The sequence below is a fragment of the Microbacterium fluvii genome (assembly GCF_025515205.1).
In the GTDB taxonomy this organism is placed as follows: Bacteria; Actinomycetota; Actinomycetes; order Actinomycetales; family Microbacteriaceae; genus Microbacterium; species Microbacterium fluvii.
Genome location: NZ_JAOPFX010000001.1, coordinates 120596 through 135432 on the forward strand (window position 1 = coordinate 120596; position 14837 = coordinate 135432).

At 71.5% G+C, this 14837-nt stretch carries 8 protein-coding genes; 7 read left to right on the forward strand and 1 reads right to left on the reverse strand.

All coding sequences use genetic code 11. The features are described 5' to 3' along the window. Nucleotides 1-18: 18 nt before the first annotated feature. Together OAW74_RS00570 and OAW74_RS00575 are read left to right on the forward strand one after the other, a co-directional pair. On the forward strand, nucleotides 19-3888 hold the full coding sequence (locus OAW74_RS00570) for a DNA-directed RNA polymerase subunit beta' (protein ID WP_262872390.1): 3870 nt from the start codon (nucleotides 19-21) through the stop codon (nucleotides 3886-3888). Between the two features lie 159 nt (nucleotides 3889-4047). Then, on the forward strand, nucleotides 4048-4662 hold the full coding sequence (locus OAW74_RS00575) for a hypothetical protein (RefSeq protein WP_262872391.1): 615 nt from the start codon (nucleotides 4048-4050) through the stop codon (nucleotides 4660-4662). A gap of 10 nt (nucleotides 4663-4672) precedes the next feature. Here the strand turns inward: OAW74_RS00575 and OAW74_RS00580 are convergent, their stop codons facing one another. Then, on the reverse strand, nucleotides 4673-5284 hold the full coding sequence (locus tag OAW74_RS00580) for a hypothetical protein (protein WP_262872392.1): 612 nt from the start codon (nucleotides 5282-5284) through the stop codon (nucleotides 4673-4675). A 125-nt stretch (nucleotides 5285-5409) separates the two neighbouring features. On the opposite strand from OAW74_RS00580, the gene OAW74_RS00585 reads away from it, so the two are divergent. The 5 genes from OAW74_RS00585 (at nucleotide 5410) to OAW74_RS00605 (ending at nucleotide 14832) form a co-directional block, all read left to right on the forward strand. Beyond that, complete coding sequence (locus tag OAW74_RS00585) at nucleotides 5410-6435, forward strand: ABC transporter (protein ID WP_262872393.1); 1026 nt, start codon at nucleotides 5410-5412, stop codon at nucleotides 6433-6435. Nucleotide 6436: 1 nt separating this feature from the next. Then, nucleotides 6437-6925, forward strand: a complete 489-nt coding sequence (locus OAW74_RS00590; protein WP_262872394.1) for a hypothetical protein — start codon at nucleotides 6437-6439, stop codon at nucleotides 6923-6925. A 59-nt stretch (nucleotides 6926-6984) separates the two neighbouring features. Then, nucleotides 6985-7641: a spermidine/putrescine ABC transporter substrate-binding protein gene (locus OAW74_RS00595; protein WP_262872395.1), complete on the forward strand. Its 657-nt coding sequence runs from the start codon at nucleotides 6985-6987 to the stop codon at nucleotides 7639-7641. Between the two features lie 97 nt (nucleotides 7642-7738). Beyond that, complete coding sequence (locus OAW74_RS00600) at nucleotides 7739-8872, forward strand: serine/threonine-protein kinase (RefSeq protein ID WP_378733002.1); 1134 nt, start codon at nucleotides 7739-7741, stop codon at nucleotides 8870-8872. Further along, nucleotides 8872-14832 carry an Ig-like domain-containing protein gene (locus OAW74_RS00605; protein ID WP_262872397.1) on the forward strand — a complete coding sequence of 1987 codons (5961 nt, stop codon included), beginning with the start codon at nucleotides 8872-8874 and terminating at the stop codon, nucleotides 14830-14832. Before OAW74_RS00600 ends, OAW74_RS00605 begins: the two co-directional genes overlap by 1 nt. The last annotated feature ends 5 nt before the right edge of the window (nucleotides 14833-14837 follow it).

Consider the following 14837-nt stretch of genomic DNA (forward strand, 5'->3'; position numbering starts at 1 on the left):
TCCGACACAGGAGAACTAGTGCTCGACGCAACAACTTTCGATGAGCTTCGCATCGGCCTGGCCACCGCCGACGACATCCGTCGCTGGTCGTACGGTGAGGTCAAGAAGCCCGAGACCATCAACTACCGCACGCTCAAGCCCGAGAAGGACGGCCTCTTCGGAGAGCAGATCTTCGGACCCTCCCGCGACTGGGAGTGCGCCTGCGGCAAGTACAAGCGCGTCCGCTTCAAGGGCATCGTCTGCGAGCGCTGCGGCGTGGAGGTCACCAAGAGCTCCGTCCGCCGCGAGCGGATGGGCCACATCGAGCTCGCCGCGCCCGTGACCCACATCTGGTACTTCAAGGGCGTGCCCTCGCGCCTCGGGTACCTGCTGGACATGGCCCCGAAGGACCTCGAGAAGGTCATCTACTTCGCCGCCTACATGGTCATCTCGGTCGACGAGGATGCTCGTCACCGCGACCTCGCCGTGCAGGAGAACAACATCCGCCTCGAGCTGAAGACGCTCGGCGACCGCCGCGACTCGCGCATCGCCGCCCGCCTCCAGAAGCTCGAGGAGGAGCTCGCCGCCCTCGAAGAGGAAGGCGCCAAGGCCGACCAGAAGAAGAAGGCCAAGGACGCCGCCGAGAAGGAGATGGCGTCGATCCGCAAGAGCTCCGACGACCAGATCGTGCGTCTGGAGAAGGTGTGGGAGGACTTCCGCACCCTCGAGGTCGGCCAGCTCAAGGGCGAGGACGAGATCTTCCACGAGCTGCAGGACCGCTTCGGTCAGTACTTCGAGGCCCACATGGGCGCCGAGTCGATCAAGCGCCGCCTGGAGGCGTTCGACCTGGCCGCCGAGGCCGACAGCCTGCACCTGCAGATCTCCGAGGGCAAGGGTCAGCGCAAGATCCGCGCGATCAAGCGCCTCAAGGTCGTCAACTCGTTCCTGTCGACGGGCATGAGCCCGGCATCCATGGTGCTCGACGTCGTGCCGGTGATCCCGCCGGAGCTGCGCCCCATGGTGCAGCTCGACGGTGGCCGCTTCGCCACGAGCGACCTCAACGACCTGTACCGCCGCGTCATCAACCGCAACAACCGCCTCCGTCGCCTGATCGACCTCGGTGCCCCCGAGATCATCGTCAACAACGAGAAGCGGATGCTGCAGGAGGCCGTCGACGCGCTGTTCGACAACGGCCGCCGCGGTCGTCCCGTCACCGGCACCGGCAACCGCGCCCTCAAGTCCCTGAGCGACATGCTCAAGGGCAAGCAGGGACGCTTCCGCCAGAACCTGCTCGGAAAGCGCGTCGACTACTCGGGCCGTTCGGTCATCATCGTCGGCCCGCAGCTCAAGCTCCACCAGTGCGGCCTTCCCAAGCAGATGGCCCTGGAGCTGTTCAAGCCGTTCGTGATCAAGCGCCTGATCGACCTCGGTCACTCGCAGAACATCAAGGCCGCCAAGCGCGCCGTCGAGCGCACCCGCCCCGAGGTGTGGGACGTGCTCGAGGAGATCATCCGCGAGCGCCCCGTGCTGCTCAACCGCGCGCCCACGCTGCACCGCCTCGGCATCCAGGCGTTCGAGCCGCAGCTCGTGGAGGGCAAGGCCATCCAGCTGCACCCGCTCGTGTGCGCGGCGTTCAACGCCGACTTCGACGGCGACCAGATGGCCGTGCACCTGCCGCTGTCGGTGGAGGCCCAGGCCGAGGCCCGCATCCTGATGCTCGCCTCGAACAACATCCTGAAGCCGTCCGACGGCCGCCCGGTCACCCTGCCCTCGCAGGACATGATCATCGGCCTGCACCACCTGACCACGGTCAAGGAGGGCGCAGCCGGTGAGGGTCGTGTGTTCGGCTCGGTGGGCGAGGCGATCCTGGCCAAGGACGAGGGCACCCTCGACCTGCAGGCCAAGGTGCGCATCCGCGTCCCCGGCCTCACGTTCCTCGAGGGCGAAGCCCCCGAGGGCTACGAGCGCCACGGCCTCGTCGACGCCTCGCTCGGCCAGGCGATCTTCAACGACACGCTCCCCAAGGGCTACCCGTTCGTGCGCGAGCAGGCCGACAAGGGCAAGCTGTCGCAGATCGTCAACAAGCTGGCCGAGGAGTACCCCAAGACCGAGGTCGCCGCGTCGCTGGACCGCATCAAGGACGCCGGCTTCTACTGGGCCACCCGTTCGGGTGTGACCGTCGCCCTCAGCGACATCCTCACGCCGCCGAACAAGGGCGAGATCGTCGCGGGCTACGAGAAGCAGGCCGCCAAGGTCGTCTCGCAGTTCGAGAAGGGCCTCATCACCGACGCCGAGCGTCGTCAGGAGCTCATCAAGATCTGGACCGAGGCCACCGACGAGGTGCAGGCCGCGATGAAGGCGAACTTCCCCGCGGACAACACCATCAACCGCATGGTGTCCTCCGGCGCCCGTGGTAACTGGCTGCAGATCCGCAACATCGCCGGTATGCGCGGCCTCGTGAACAACCCCAAGGGCGAGATCATCCCGCGCCCGATCATCTCCTCGTACCGCGAGGGGCTGTCGGTGGCGGAGTACTTCATCGCGACGCACGGTGCCCGAAAGGGTCTGGCCGACACGGCCCTGCGTACCGCCGACTCGGGCTACCTCACGCGGCGTCTCGTCGACGTCTCGCAGGATGTCATCATCCGCGAAGAGGACTGCGGCACGACCAAGGGCCTGGACTTCACGATCGCGGCGGTGGACTCCACCGGCACGCTCGTCAAGGACGCCAACGTCGAGAACTCGGTGTTCGCACGCACGCTGGCCGCCGACGTGGTCGACGCCAAGGGCGAGGTGCTCGCCGCGGCGGGCTCCGACGTGGGCGACGTGCTCATCAACCGCCTGGTCGAGGCCGGAGTCGAGTCGATCAAGGTGCGCTCGGTGCTCACCTGCGACTCCGCCGTCGGCGTCTGCGCGCAGTGCTACGGCCGTTCGCTCGCGACCGGCAAGATCGTCGACATCGGCGAGGCCGTCGGCATCATCGCGGCCCAGTCGATCGGTGAGCCCGGCACGCAGCTGACGATGCGCACCTTCCACACCGGTGGTTCGGCATCCGCCGACGACATCACGCAGGGTCTTCCCCGCGTGCAGGAGCTCTTCGAGGCGCGTACCCCCAAGGGCGCGTCGCCGATCGCCGAGAGCGACGGTCGCATCACGATCGACGAGACCGACAAGGCCAAGAAGGTCATCCTCACGCCCGACAACGGCGACGAGCCGCACGTCTACCCCGTGCTCAAGCGCGCGACGCTGCTGGTCGAGGACGGCCAGCACGTCACGGTGGGCCAGCCCCTGCAGGTCGGCACGCTCGACCCCAAGGAGGTCATGCGCGTCATGGGTGCCCGCGAGGTGCAGAAGTACCTCGTCGGCGGCGTGCAGGGCGTCTACCGCTCGCAGGGTGTGCCGATCCACGACAAGCACATCGAGGTCATCGTCCGCCAGATGCTGCGCAAGGTCACCGTGGTCGACCACGGCGAGACGACGCTGCTCCCAGGTGAGCTGGTCGACTTCAAGAAGTACCAGAACATCAACCGGGAGGCCGTGGCAGAGGGCAAGCGCCCCGCGTCGGGCCGCCCCGAGCTGATGGGTATCACGAAGGCGTCGCTCGCGACCGAGTCGTGGCTGTCGGCCGCCTCCTTCCAGGAGACGACCCGCGTGCTCACGCAGGCGGCCATGGAGGGCAAGAGCGACCCGCTCGTCGGCCTCAAGGAGAACGTCATCATCGGAAAGCTCATCCCCGCCGGAACCGGACTTGCGAAGTACCGCAACGTCACGGTCGAGGCGACGGAAGAGGCCAAGAGCGAGCGGTACCCCAACCGCATCTTCGCCTCGGACGGCGCGTACTCCGACGCCGACCTGAGCTACGTCGACTTCGACAGCTTCTCGACGGACGACTTCACCTCGTATAACTGAGTCATCCCGACGCGGATGCTGCCCGCATCCGCTCACACGAAGGGCCCCGGTTCGCCGGGGCCCTTCGCCGTTCCCGGACTCACGCCGCGTCGCTGCGCCGTGCGCCGCCGCTCGCGCTTAGCGTGGAGGGAGGACCGGACGACGTGGGGAGGAGGTACCGTGGCGCGCATCGGCGGACGCAGCACCTGGATCGCGCTGCCCGCGGGCCTGCTCTGCGCAGGCGTCGTGGGGGCGCTGCTGTGGCTGGCGGCGCCCATGGTGCCGGTGACCGTCGCATGGGTCGGGGACTCGCTGCGCGCCGCCACCGATCGGGCCGCGCAGACGCCGGCCGACGTCTCCTCCGGCGGCATCGAACCCGGCGGCGGCATCGACTGCCGTGACCTGTACCCGAGCGATCTGTGGACCGAGCTGGTGTGGACGCCGCAGTCGCTGCTGGCCCAGACGACGGCCGCGCCCACGACGGCCGCGGAGGGCCTCGCCGACGCCCTCGCCCCGGTGGTCGAGCGCACCTGCACGTGGACGGGCCCTGCCGGAACGATCACCAGCACCCTGGCCCAGGTCGACGGCGACGCGGCGACGGTCGCGCAGGCGACACTGGCCGCCGCGGGGTTCGACTGCGCCACGACGACCGACCAGCTGGCGTGCACCCGATCGCGCGGAGCGGTCAGGGAGGACGACGTCATGCGCGGCGGGCTGTGGCTGTCGAGCGTGCAGACCGGCTGGCAGCCCGAGGACTACTCCGACCGCCTCACCCGGTTCATCTGGGGCGGGTGACCCCGCCCGCTCACCCGAACAGGTGTGCGGCGATCGAGGCCGTGTAGCCGTCGATCATCATGTTCGAGTACTGCGTGTCGACGAGGGTGTCGTCGCGCCAATAGAGCGTCCGCCCGTCGGTGACCGGATAGGTGTCGTTCTTCCACGTCTTCTCGCACCGCGTGCCCTCATCGGGCTGGTAGCAGGTGTAGCCGTCGTCGGCGAGGCCGTTGAGCAGGTCGAGGGCATCGCCTCGGTAGACGCGGCTGATCGTCGTGGTCATCCCGGTGGTGTCGGCGGTCGGATCGCCCCACACGCAGATGAGGGTGCCGTCGGGCTGCACGCCGGTCGGCGAGAAGGCGGGGTCGTTCAGCGGCACTCCCTCGAGCTGGTCGAGCACGTCGTCGCCGAGGATCGCCCGGCAGTCGGTGGGCAGCGCGCCCGATGTGCTGGACGGGTCGGGAGTCGGCGTGGCGGTCGCGACGGGCGTCGCCGAGGCGCTCGCAGCCGGTGTCGTCGGGCCGGGCGCGCTCCCTTCGCCCTGGGGCGTCGCGTCGGCGGCGCAGCCGGTCAGCATCAGCGCGGTCAGGGCGAGCGCCGCAGCGGCCGCGTGCGGCGCGGAGAGGAGGTGAACGCGGGGCATGCCGCCACGATAACGGCCGCCGCGCGGCGCGAGCCGACACCGCGCGGCGAGGCTTCCGGGTTCGCGCCGACACTCGGGTTACTCTCGCTAGGGCAGGGACCAGCCCTGCGTGAGGAGTGCATCCGATGAGTGACCCCACATCGTCGTACGGTGAGCCCGTGGAAGAGAACGCCGACGTGGACGACGTCGTCGGACGCGCCCACGAGGGCCTCGCGGATGCCGAGGCCGCCGGCCGCGACGCGGTCGAGGGCGACGAGCCTGCCGCGCCGGCGACGACCGCCGAGGGGGAGACCGTCGAGGCCGTGCCCGCCGACGCTGCGCCCGCCGACGCCGCTCCCGCGGTCGCCGAGCCCGCCGTGACCGAGCCCGACCCGTGGGACTCCGCCGACGCGCAGTCGCTCAGCGTGGAGCCCGCCATCGAACCGGCCACCGACGCCGCCGCCGCGACCACGGCCTACGACACCACGAGCGCGTACGACACCACGAGCGCCTACGAGGCCGCCCCCGTCGAGCCCGTCGTCACCGCGAGCGAGCCGTTCGCCGAGGCGCCGGTCTACGCCGCGCCCGCCGCCGTCGTGACCCCGCAGCCGATCTTCGTGCAGGCCCCCGAGGCGCCGCGCGCCCGAGGCAACCGCGCCGCCGCCGGCGCGATCGGCCTGCTCGCCGCGCTCGCGTTCGGCGTGCTCTACCTCGCCGCCGCGCTCGGCTTCGGCGCGATCGACGGCACCGTGACCGACGCCAACGTCGTGAGCCAGATCACCGGCATCCTCGCCACCGCGGCGTTCTGGGTGCCCGTCATCGTCTTCTACATCGCGTTCTGGCTGCTCGGTGCGATCATCAACCGCGGCCGGTGGGGCTCGTGGGTGATCTTCGGACTGCTCGTCGGCTTCGCCAGCTACGGCGGGCACCTGCTCGGCCAGCTCTTCCAGGCGCCGTTCTGGACGCTCACCGCGAGCGAGGGCGCCGCGCTCATCGACAGCCAGCTGCTCGCGCCGCTCGCGATCGCGGCGCTGGTGATCGGCCGCGAGCTGACGATCTGGTTCGGCGCGTGGGTCGCCGCGCGCGGCAAGCGCGTCACCGAGCTGAACGTCGAGGCGCGTCGCGAGTACGAGCGCACCCTCGAGGCGGGGCCGCAGCTCGTCCAGCAGTGACATGAGCGGCACCGCGTCGGCGCCCGGTGGGCCGGTGCGCCCCGGCGTCACGGTGGCGTTCGCGACGATCGGGTTCGGCGCCCTCGTGATCGCCGGTCTCGGGCTGGTCTCGCTGGCCCTCGACGAAGACGTCATCGTCGCGCCTGGCCTCGGCCAGACTCCGGGGATCGTCGCCGTCGGCGTCGCGGTGGCGGTGTTCGCCGTCGGGCTCTGGCTCGCCGTGCGCCGGCCGCAGCCCTCGTACGGGTCGGCACTCGCGGTCGCCCTCGCCGCGGCGCTGGCCCACCTCGGAGGCCTGTGGATCACCGCCCTCGCGGTCGGGGCCGATCCTGCCGCCGCCACGGCTGCCGTCGGACGCATCGCGACGACCTGGTTCGGCGCGGTGCTCCTCGGTGCCGCCTTCATCGCGGCCTGGGCCGGCGTCGCCCTCCGCCGCACCCGGTCGTCCCGCCCCCGATGGCCGTGGGAGCGACGCTCGGACGACGGCTGAGCCGCGCCGCTGCGCGGGAAAAGCGGGCATCGAGCGGATGCGGCGGCTACCGTGGAGGCGTGGAGCGGTCGCTCGAGACCCAGGTCAGCCAGGCTGTCGATGCCTGGCTGCGCTGGCTGCCGCGCTGGGAGCCCGCGACGCACCGCGGCAGGGTCGCCCCCTGTCGACGCTGCCTCGGCTCGCCCGTGCTGTCGGCGGCGGGCCTCGGAGCCGACATCCCGCACGGCGTGCAGCACGGCCTCTCGACGCGCATCAAGACGATCATCGACCACGGCGTCGCCGAGTACACGGCGGTCAACCTGCCGATGCTGCAGGCCGAGCTCGACCAGCAGGCGGCGCGCAACCGCGCGCGCAGCTACCGCCCGAGCGAGGGGCTCGCCCCGGAGTTCGAGGGGATGCCGCTCGACCCTGAGCCCCTCCCCGGCGCACCGTTCCTGTTCACGGTGGCGGGCATGGCCGAAGAGGCCGACGCCGACGTGCCCGCCCTGCCGCCGCTGAGCGCCGAGGCCAAGGCGGCGCTGCGGCAGGAGGTGGGCCTGGCCGACGACTACGCGAACATGATCGGGCGCGAGGTGTGCAGCATCCTGCTGCATCATCGCCTCCGCATCCAGGCCGCCATCGCGGAGTACGTCGAGCCGCAGATCGCCGCGATGCTCGACGAGCTCACCCGCTCGCTCGACGCGCCGTTCGACCCGAACGAGCCCACCGGACCGTGACACGCGCCCGCATCCGCCGCGGGTTTTGTTAGCATGGCCGGGCTGTACGTCGGCTCTGGGGAGCGCCGCCGCACGAGACGATGACCGGAGGTGTCGGGTGGCTGCTCGCTTGCCGTCTGCGCCCCCGATCCTGCCCGGACTCACCTACATCCGACCGCTCGGCTCCGGCGGCTTCGCCGATGTCTTCCTCTACGAGCAGGACATGCCGCGGCGCAACGTCGCCGTCAAGGTGCTGCCGAGCGATGTGCGCGACCCCGAGCTGCGGCGCATGTTCAACGCCGAGGCCGACGTGCTCGCGCACCTGTCGGCGCACCCCTCGATCGTCACGGTCTATCAGGCGGGCATCTCGGCCGAGGGTCGCCCCTACATCGTCATGGAGTACTGCCCCGGCTCGCTCGCCCAGCGCTACCGTCTCGAGCGCCTCCCCGTCGCGGAGGTGCTCTCGATCGGGGTGAAGATGGCCGGAGCGCTCGAGTCGGCCCACCGCGCAGGGCTCGCCCACCGCGACGTCAAGCCCAGCAACATCCTCATCACGACCTTCGGGGCGCCGGTGCTGGCCGACTTCGGCATCTCGTCGTCGCTTGTTCAGGCCGGCTCCGACGAGGTGCTGGCGATGTCGATCCCATGGAGCGCCCCCGAAGTGGTGGCAGAGGAGTCGCCGGGGACCGTGGCCAGCGAGGTGTGGAGCCTGGGCGCGACGGTGTACTCGCTGCTGGCGGGGCACAGCCCGTTCGAGAAGCGCGAGCGCGGCCAGAACGGCAAAGACCAGCTGCGCCGCCGCATCGCGAGGGCCGCCTACACCGAGATCGCGCGCACCGACGTGCCGGGCTCGCTGCAGGCCGTGCTGGCCAAGGCCATGAGTCGCGACCCCGCCCGCCGCTACCCCAGCGCCCGCGAGTTCGCCGATGCGCTGCGCGAAGTGCAGCGCGAGCTCGGCATCACGCCGACGCCGCTCGAGGTGCCGGAGGACGACTGGGCCCCGGCCTCCGCCGCCGTCGACTTCGACGACCGCACGATGCGCGGCACCGTGCGCAGCCGCGTCGAGCGCGAGTCGCGGCGCAAGACCCACGACAGCGGCGTCGCCGGCCTCGCCCGCGACGAAGACACCGACTTCACCGGCCCCGACCGCGTCGGCCGCCGAGCGCTCGGATGGGTGCTGGCCGCCGCCGCAGCGGTGGTCGTGCTCGCTGTCGTGTGCGTCGTCGTCCTGCTGGCGACCGGGGTGCTGTAGTGCGCCGTCGCACGCTCGTCGCGCTGGGGTCTGCCGTCGCCTCGGCGGCGCTCATCGTCGGCGTGAGCGTCGTGTGGCCGGGGCTCGACGCGCAGGAGACCCCCGAGCGCGACACCGCGGTGTGGGCGGTGCAGTCGGGCGACGGCCGCCGCTACGCGCGGGTGAACACCGCGATCGGCGAGCTCGACACGGTGCGATCGGTGAGCAATCCGTCGGGCGTCGTGCAGACCGGCGACGGGGCGTTCCTGTTCTCCGACAGCTACAGCAAGGTCACCCCGATCGATCAGGCACTGCCCGCCGACCTCGACGACGAGGCCCTCAAGGCCTCGCCGTCGACACCGGCCGGAACCGTCGACGTCGTCACGAGCGGCGACTTCGTGGCCTACCGCACCGACACCGGCACGGTGTACGCGGGCAGGCTGTCGGCCGCGAGCACGCCGCAGGTCGACCCGTTCGCGTCTGATGACGAAGACGCCCCGCAGTACACCGCCGATGCCATCGCCGTCGACTCCCGCGGCATGCTGTTCGCCTACTCGAGCGCCGACGGCGCCGTGCTGCGCTACGACATCGCCGCCTCCGAGGTGCGCGGGCGCGATGCGCTGGAGGGCGCCGAGCTGACCACTCCGGTGATCACGGCGGCGGGCGACGACTGGGTGGTCGTCGACGCCGAAGACGGCGAGGTCTGGGTGCGGGGGGCGGATGCCGCCGGCACGGCCGCGACGACGGGCACGGTCGTCGCGGGCGAGCCCGATCCGGAGGGCGACGAGGTCTACATCGCCGACGAGACCTCGCTCGTGCGCATCGCGGCGGACGGATCGGAGATCGAGACCGTGTTCGTCGGCGGCACGGGCGGCGCCGTGCTCGGCGTTCCCGCGAAGCCCGTCGTCTTCGACGGTCGCACCTACGCCGCGTGGCTGCCGCAGGGCGGTGGAGGCGGCACGCTGTGGAGCGAGGACGCGACACCGGTCGAACTCGACTACGGCGGCCTCGAGCTCGGCGACGAGCGCCGGCCCGCGTTCGTGGCCAGCGCCGACGCCATCATCCTCAACGAGACCCGCAGCGGCTGGGTGTGGACGGTGCCGGACGGCGCCCTCGTGGCCTCGAGCCAGGACTGGTCGCTCGACGACGCCACCAATCCCGACACCCAGCCGAGCGAAGAGCAGCTCGAGGTGCAGATCGATCCGAAGCCCCCGATCGCCGTCGACGACGCGTTCGGGGTGCGCGCGGGGAGCCTCGTGACCCTCCCAGTGCTCATGAACGATCACGACCCGAACCTCGACGTGCTCAGCATCGACCCGGAATCGGTCACGGGCCTGGACCCCGGCTTCGGCACGGTCTCGCTCACCGACGACGGGCAGCGGCTCGCGGTGCACGTCGACCCAGGGGCCACCGGATCGGCGAGCTTCGAGTACGTCGTCACCGACGGCACGACCGACGCGGGGCTTCTCTCCGACGCCGCGACCGTCACCCTGACGGTCGCCCCGGAGTCGGCCGACACGGCGCCGAAGTGGTGCGGGGTCGACGACTGCCTTCTCGAGTGGCCGCAGCCGGAGGTCGCGCGCGGCGGCACCGTCACCGTCCCGGTGCTCCCGGGGTGGGTCGACCCCGAGGGCGACCCGCTGCTGCTGCTGTCGGTCGACAACCCGTCGGGCATCGGCAACGTCGCCGCCACACCCACCGGCGAGGTCGTCTATCAGCACAGCGACGACGGCGACGGCGGAGAGCAGCTCATCGAGCTCGAGGTCACCGTCTCCGACACGCGGGGCGAGACCTCCACCAAGTCGCTCACGGTCCGGGTGAGCCCCGACCCTGCGCTGAGCGTGCAGTCGTTCGCCGTTGTCGACTCCATCGACGCGGGGCTCACCGTCGACGTCGCACCGCACATCACCGGCACCGCCGGCGCCCTCACCCTCGACACCGCGCGTGTGCTCGACGACGCCACGGCCACCGCCACCGTCGTCGGGGGCACGACGTCGTTCGACTTCAGCGCCGAGGAGCCCGGCACCTACCGGGTCTCGTTCACGGTGCGCAGCGACACCGACGAGCAGACCGGAACCGCGCGGATCACGCTGCTTCCCGCCGACGCGGCGGCGCAGTTGGCGACCTCTCCCGTGGTGGCGTTCGTGCGCCCGCAGGAGGACGCGACCCTCGACGTGTTCGCGGCCGTCTCCAACCCCACCCGCCGGGTGCTGCTGCTGAGCGACGTCACCTCGTATGCCGCCACCGGCGCGACCCTCTCGGTGGATGCCGTGGGCCAGAGCGACCTGCGCGTCTCGGGCACGACCGCGACGGGCGCTGCGGGCCTGCTCGGCACGGTCGACTACCTCGTCAGCGACGGCACCTCCGACGCGGGCTCGCAGGTGCAGGGCGAGGCGACGGTGTTCCTGCTGCCGGAGGCGCCGGAGCTCTCGCCGATCGCCGTCGACGACACCGTCGTGGTGCGCGCGGGATCCCAGATCGACATCCCGGTGCTCGACAACGACATCGCGCCCTCCGGAGGAAGGCCCGCGATCAACCCGACGCTGGTCACCTCGTCGACCGACGAGGCCCTCGCCTTCGCGTCGGGCGACGTCGTGCGCTACCTCGCCCCGAGCGAGCCCGGCCAGTACACCGTCGACTACACGGTGTACACGACGGGCACCCCGACGCTGGCCGACACCGCGACGGTGCGCATCACCGTGCTCTCCGACGACGAGAACCGGCCGCCGGTACCGGAGCGGCTGGAGGGCCGCGTGCTCAGCGGCGCGTCGACGGTCGTCGACTTCGACGGCTTCGGCATGGACCCCGACGGCGACGTCGTGAGCCTGCTGCGCATTCCGGAGCAGCCGGAGGCCGGCATCGCGTCGATCTCGGCCGACGGCGCGTCGATCGTCTACACGAGCGTCCCCGGCCAGAGCGGTCAGGTCTCGTTCCGCTACGAGGTGGTCGACGCCTTCGGTCGTACCGGAACCGGCTCGGTGCGGGTGGGCGTGCTCGACAGCGACGCCAACCCGAGCCCGGTGACCTTCACCGACTACGTGCAGGTGCAGGTCGGCGAAGAGGGCAAGGTGCGGGTGAGCCCGGTCGCCAACGACGTCGACCCCACGATGGGCGCCCTCACGCTCACGGGCGTGCGCCCCGACCTCCCCTCGACGCTCGAGGACGGCGAACCCAATCCCGAATACGAGCGGCTCGCCGCCCGCATCCTCTCCTCCGACGACTCGACGGTCGTCATCGCCGCCGGCACCGAGCCGACGACGATGTCGTTCCTCTACGACGTCGAGTCCGATTCGGGCAATACGGGGCGAGGGCTCATCGTGGTCAAGGCGGTCCGGGAGAGCGTGCCCGACTATCCGGTGGTCTCCGACACGGTGCTCACCGCCGAGACCCGAGACGACTTCCCCCGCGGCGTCGACGTGCTCGCCGGCAAGGTGGCCTGGTCGGGCGGCGAGGTCTCCGACCTCACGCTCTCGCTGTGGGGCGATCAGGACGGCGTGGTCGTCGACGGTGCGTCGCTTCGGGGCGCCCTGCCCGCCCGCAGCCGCATCGTGCCGTTCGCCGTCACGGGGGAGGGCGCGTCGGGCGAGGTGACGACCTACGCCTTCCTGCGCATCCCGGGCGATGACGACGTGACGCTGTCGCTGCGCTCCGGCACCCCTGCGGTCGCGGTCGACGAGCTGGCCTCGACCACGTTCGACGTCACGAAGCTCATCGCCGGTCCGCGCGACGCCGTGATCGAGGTCGGCGACGCGGTGCGCGCCTCGGGCGCCCGCGAAGAGGGCGTTTGCACCCTCGAGTCGCGCACCTCGATCCGCTACGACGCGGGCCAGGGCGCGCCCTGGACCGACGCCTGTCAGGTGCCGGTGCGCATCGCCGGGCAGGAGGACTGGACCTACGTCTCGGTGCCGATCGCGGTGACCGCCCTCGATCCGCAGCCCGAGCTGCGCCCCGCCTCGCTCACGATCGGTCCGGGCGAGTCGGCCGGATTCGATCTGCGCACCATGACGACGTGGCAGCTCGGCCGCGAGGACTGGGGCGACATCGACTACGCGGTCGACTACGCAGGCTCCGCCTTCCGCATCGAGCAGTCCGGCTCGACGCTCACCGTCACGGGTGCCGACGATGCGACTCCTGGCGCAGAAGACGTCGCCATGGTGTCGGTGACGAGCCACGAGGGCGTCGCTCCGGTGCGCCTGATCCTGCGGGTGGGTGCCGCTCCATCGACCCTGCCTCGGGGAGGCTCGGTCACCAAGACCTGCTCGCAGTCCGACGGCGGCTCGTGCACCATCTCGGTCGTGGGCGCTTCGGGCGAGGTCAATCCGCTCCCAGGCACCCCGCTGGAGGTCGTCGCGGTGCAGCCGGCGGGGGCGTGCGTCGGGGTGAGCTTCGCCGTGGCCTCGCCCACGAGCGTCACCGCGTCGTGGACGGACGACGCCCCGGGGGCGACGTGCTCGGCGACCTTCTCGGTGCGCGACGCGCAGGGCCGCAGCACCAATGCCGAGCGCAACGGCAGGCTGCTGCTCGACCTGCAGGGCTACCCGAAGGCGCCCGCCTCGGTGGCGCAGTCGGCCTACGCCGACGGGTCGCTCACGCTGCGCGTCTCGCCCGGCCAGGCGTCGCAGGCCTACCCCGCGCTGTCGGGCTTCATCATCCGCGAGGCCGGCGACGTGGTGGCGCGCTGCACGGCAGACGGCGTGTGCCCCTCGATCGAGTCCGAGAACGGGCAGGAGCGCGAGTTCGAGGCGTTCGCGGTGAACTCCGTGGGCGAGTCGCGGGCGTCCGTGCGCACGACCGCGTGGGCCTACGACCCGCCCAAGCGCCCGGAGCGGGTCACCGCGAGCCCCGTCGTGTCGTCGGACGGCGCCGGTGGAGTGGTCGCGCTCGTGATCGACGGAGTGGATGCGGCCCAGACGGGCACCCTGGAGATCTCCAGCCCCGCCGGCGAGACGCTGAAGGTCAGCGTCGGCCGCGGGCAGACCCGCGTCGACGTGCCCTCGTTCCGGGTCGGCAGCAACTCCTCGACGCGCATCACCGTCACTCCGCTCTCGCGCTTCGACACCCCGCCGGGGCTGGGCGGCACCGCCTCCGGCGAGACGGCCGTCGTGTGGGGCAACGGCGTGGGTGCACCGCAGGATGTGCGGCTCTCGCTCTCGTCGCAGGCGAACGACGACGGCACCTCGACGATCAGCGCCACGGTGAGCGCCTCGGTCAACGGCGACGGCTCGCGACTGCGCTACGGGATCGTGCGCGACGACCGCGTGTGCGTCGCGAGCTCGTCCTCGGCCACCGCGACCTTCTCGGTGCAAAGCGGCGAGGAGTACGTCTTCCGCGCCTGCGTCGAGTCGGTGATCGACAGCACCGTGTTCGGGCGCACCGAGACGACGGCATCGGTGCGCGCCACGCAGAGCACGCGCGCCCCCCGCGGCTACACGTTCGTGGTCGACAGCAGACCCGACGTCGCCTCCGGACGCGCCCAGTGGGTCATCCGCGATGAGCCGACCTCGACCGAGCAGCCGCCGAACAACAACCACGCCGAGTTCGGCGGATGGCCGTCGAGCATCTTCGACGACGCCCCCGGCATCACGGTGCGCTACGTGCACGACTTCTTCTCGGGCTGGCGCACCGACGACGCCGTCGTGACGGCCGCCGCCGGCAGCGCGCCCTACCAGCTGGCCGCGACGTGGCAGGTCAGCCGCTGTGTCGGAGGCGAAGCCGTCGCCTCGACGGGGTCGTCGCGGTCCGGCACCTTCTCGTTCGCGTTCGATTACTCCCGCGCCCAATACCGTGATGTCGACGGTGCGGTGCTGGCGGCCGCCGATCCCGCCATCGCGCCGGTGGGAGCCGTGAGCGTATCCGGCATCCGCGCCACCGTCACCTCCGACGGCGGGTGGGGGCTGGCGGCGGCGTCGGGGGCCGACACCGCGTTCAGCGGCACGTGCGACCCGAACCTCCCCGACCCCACCCCCACCCCGACCCCCTGATCCCC

Bases quoted from the DNA above. Each gene is read 5' to 3' on its own strand.
- OAW74_RS00590 (WP_262872394.1), top strand. From the start codon at position 6,437: ATGAGCGGCACCGCGTCGGCGCCCGGTGGGCCGGTGCGCCCCGGCGTC.
- OAW74_RS00585 (WP_262872393.1), top strand. From the start codon at position 5,410: ATGAGTGACCCCACATCGTCGTACGGTGAGCCCGTGGAAGAGAACGCC.
- OAW74_RS00580 (WP_262872392.1), bottom strand. From the start codon at position 5,284: ATGCCCCGCGTTCACCTCCTCTCCGCGCCGCACGCGGCCGCTGCGGCG.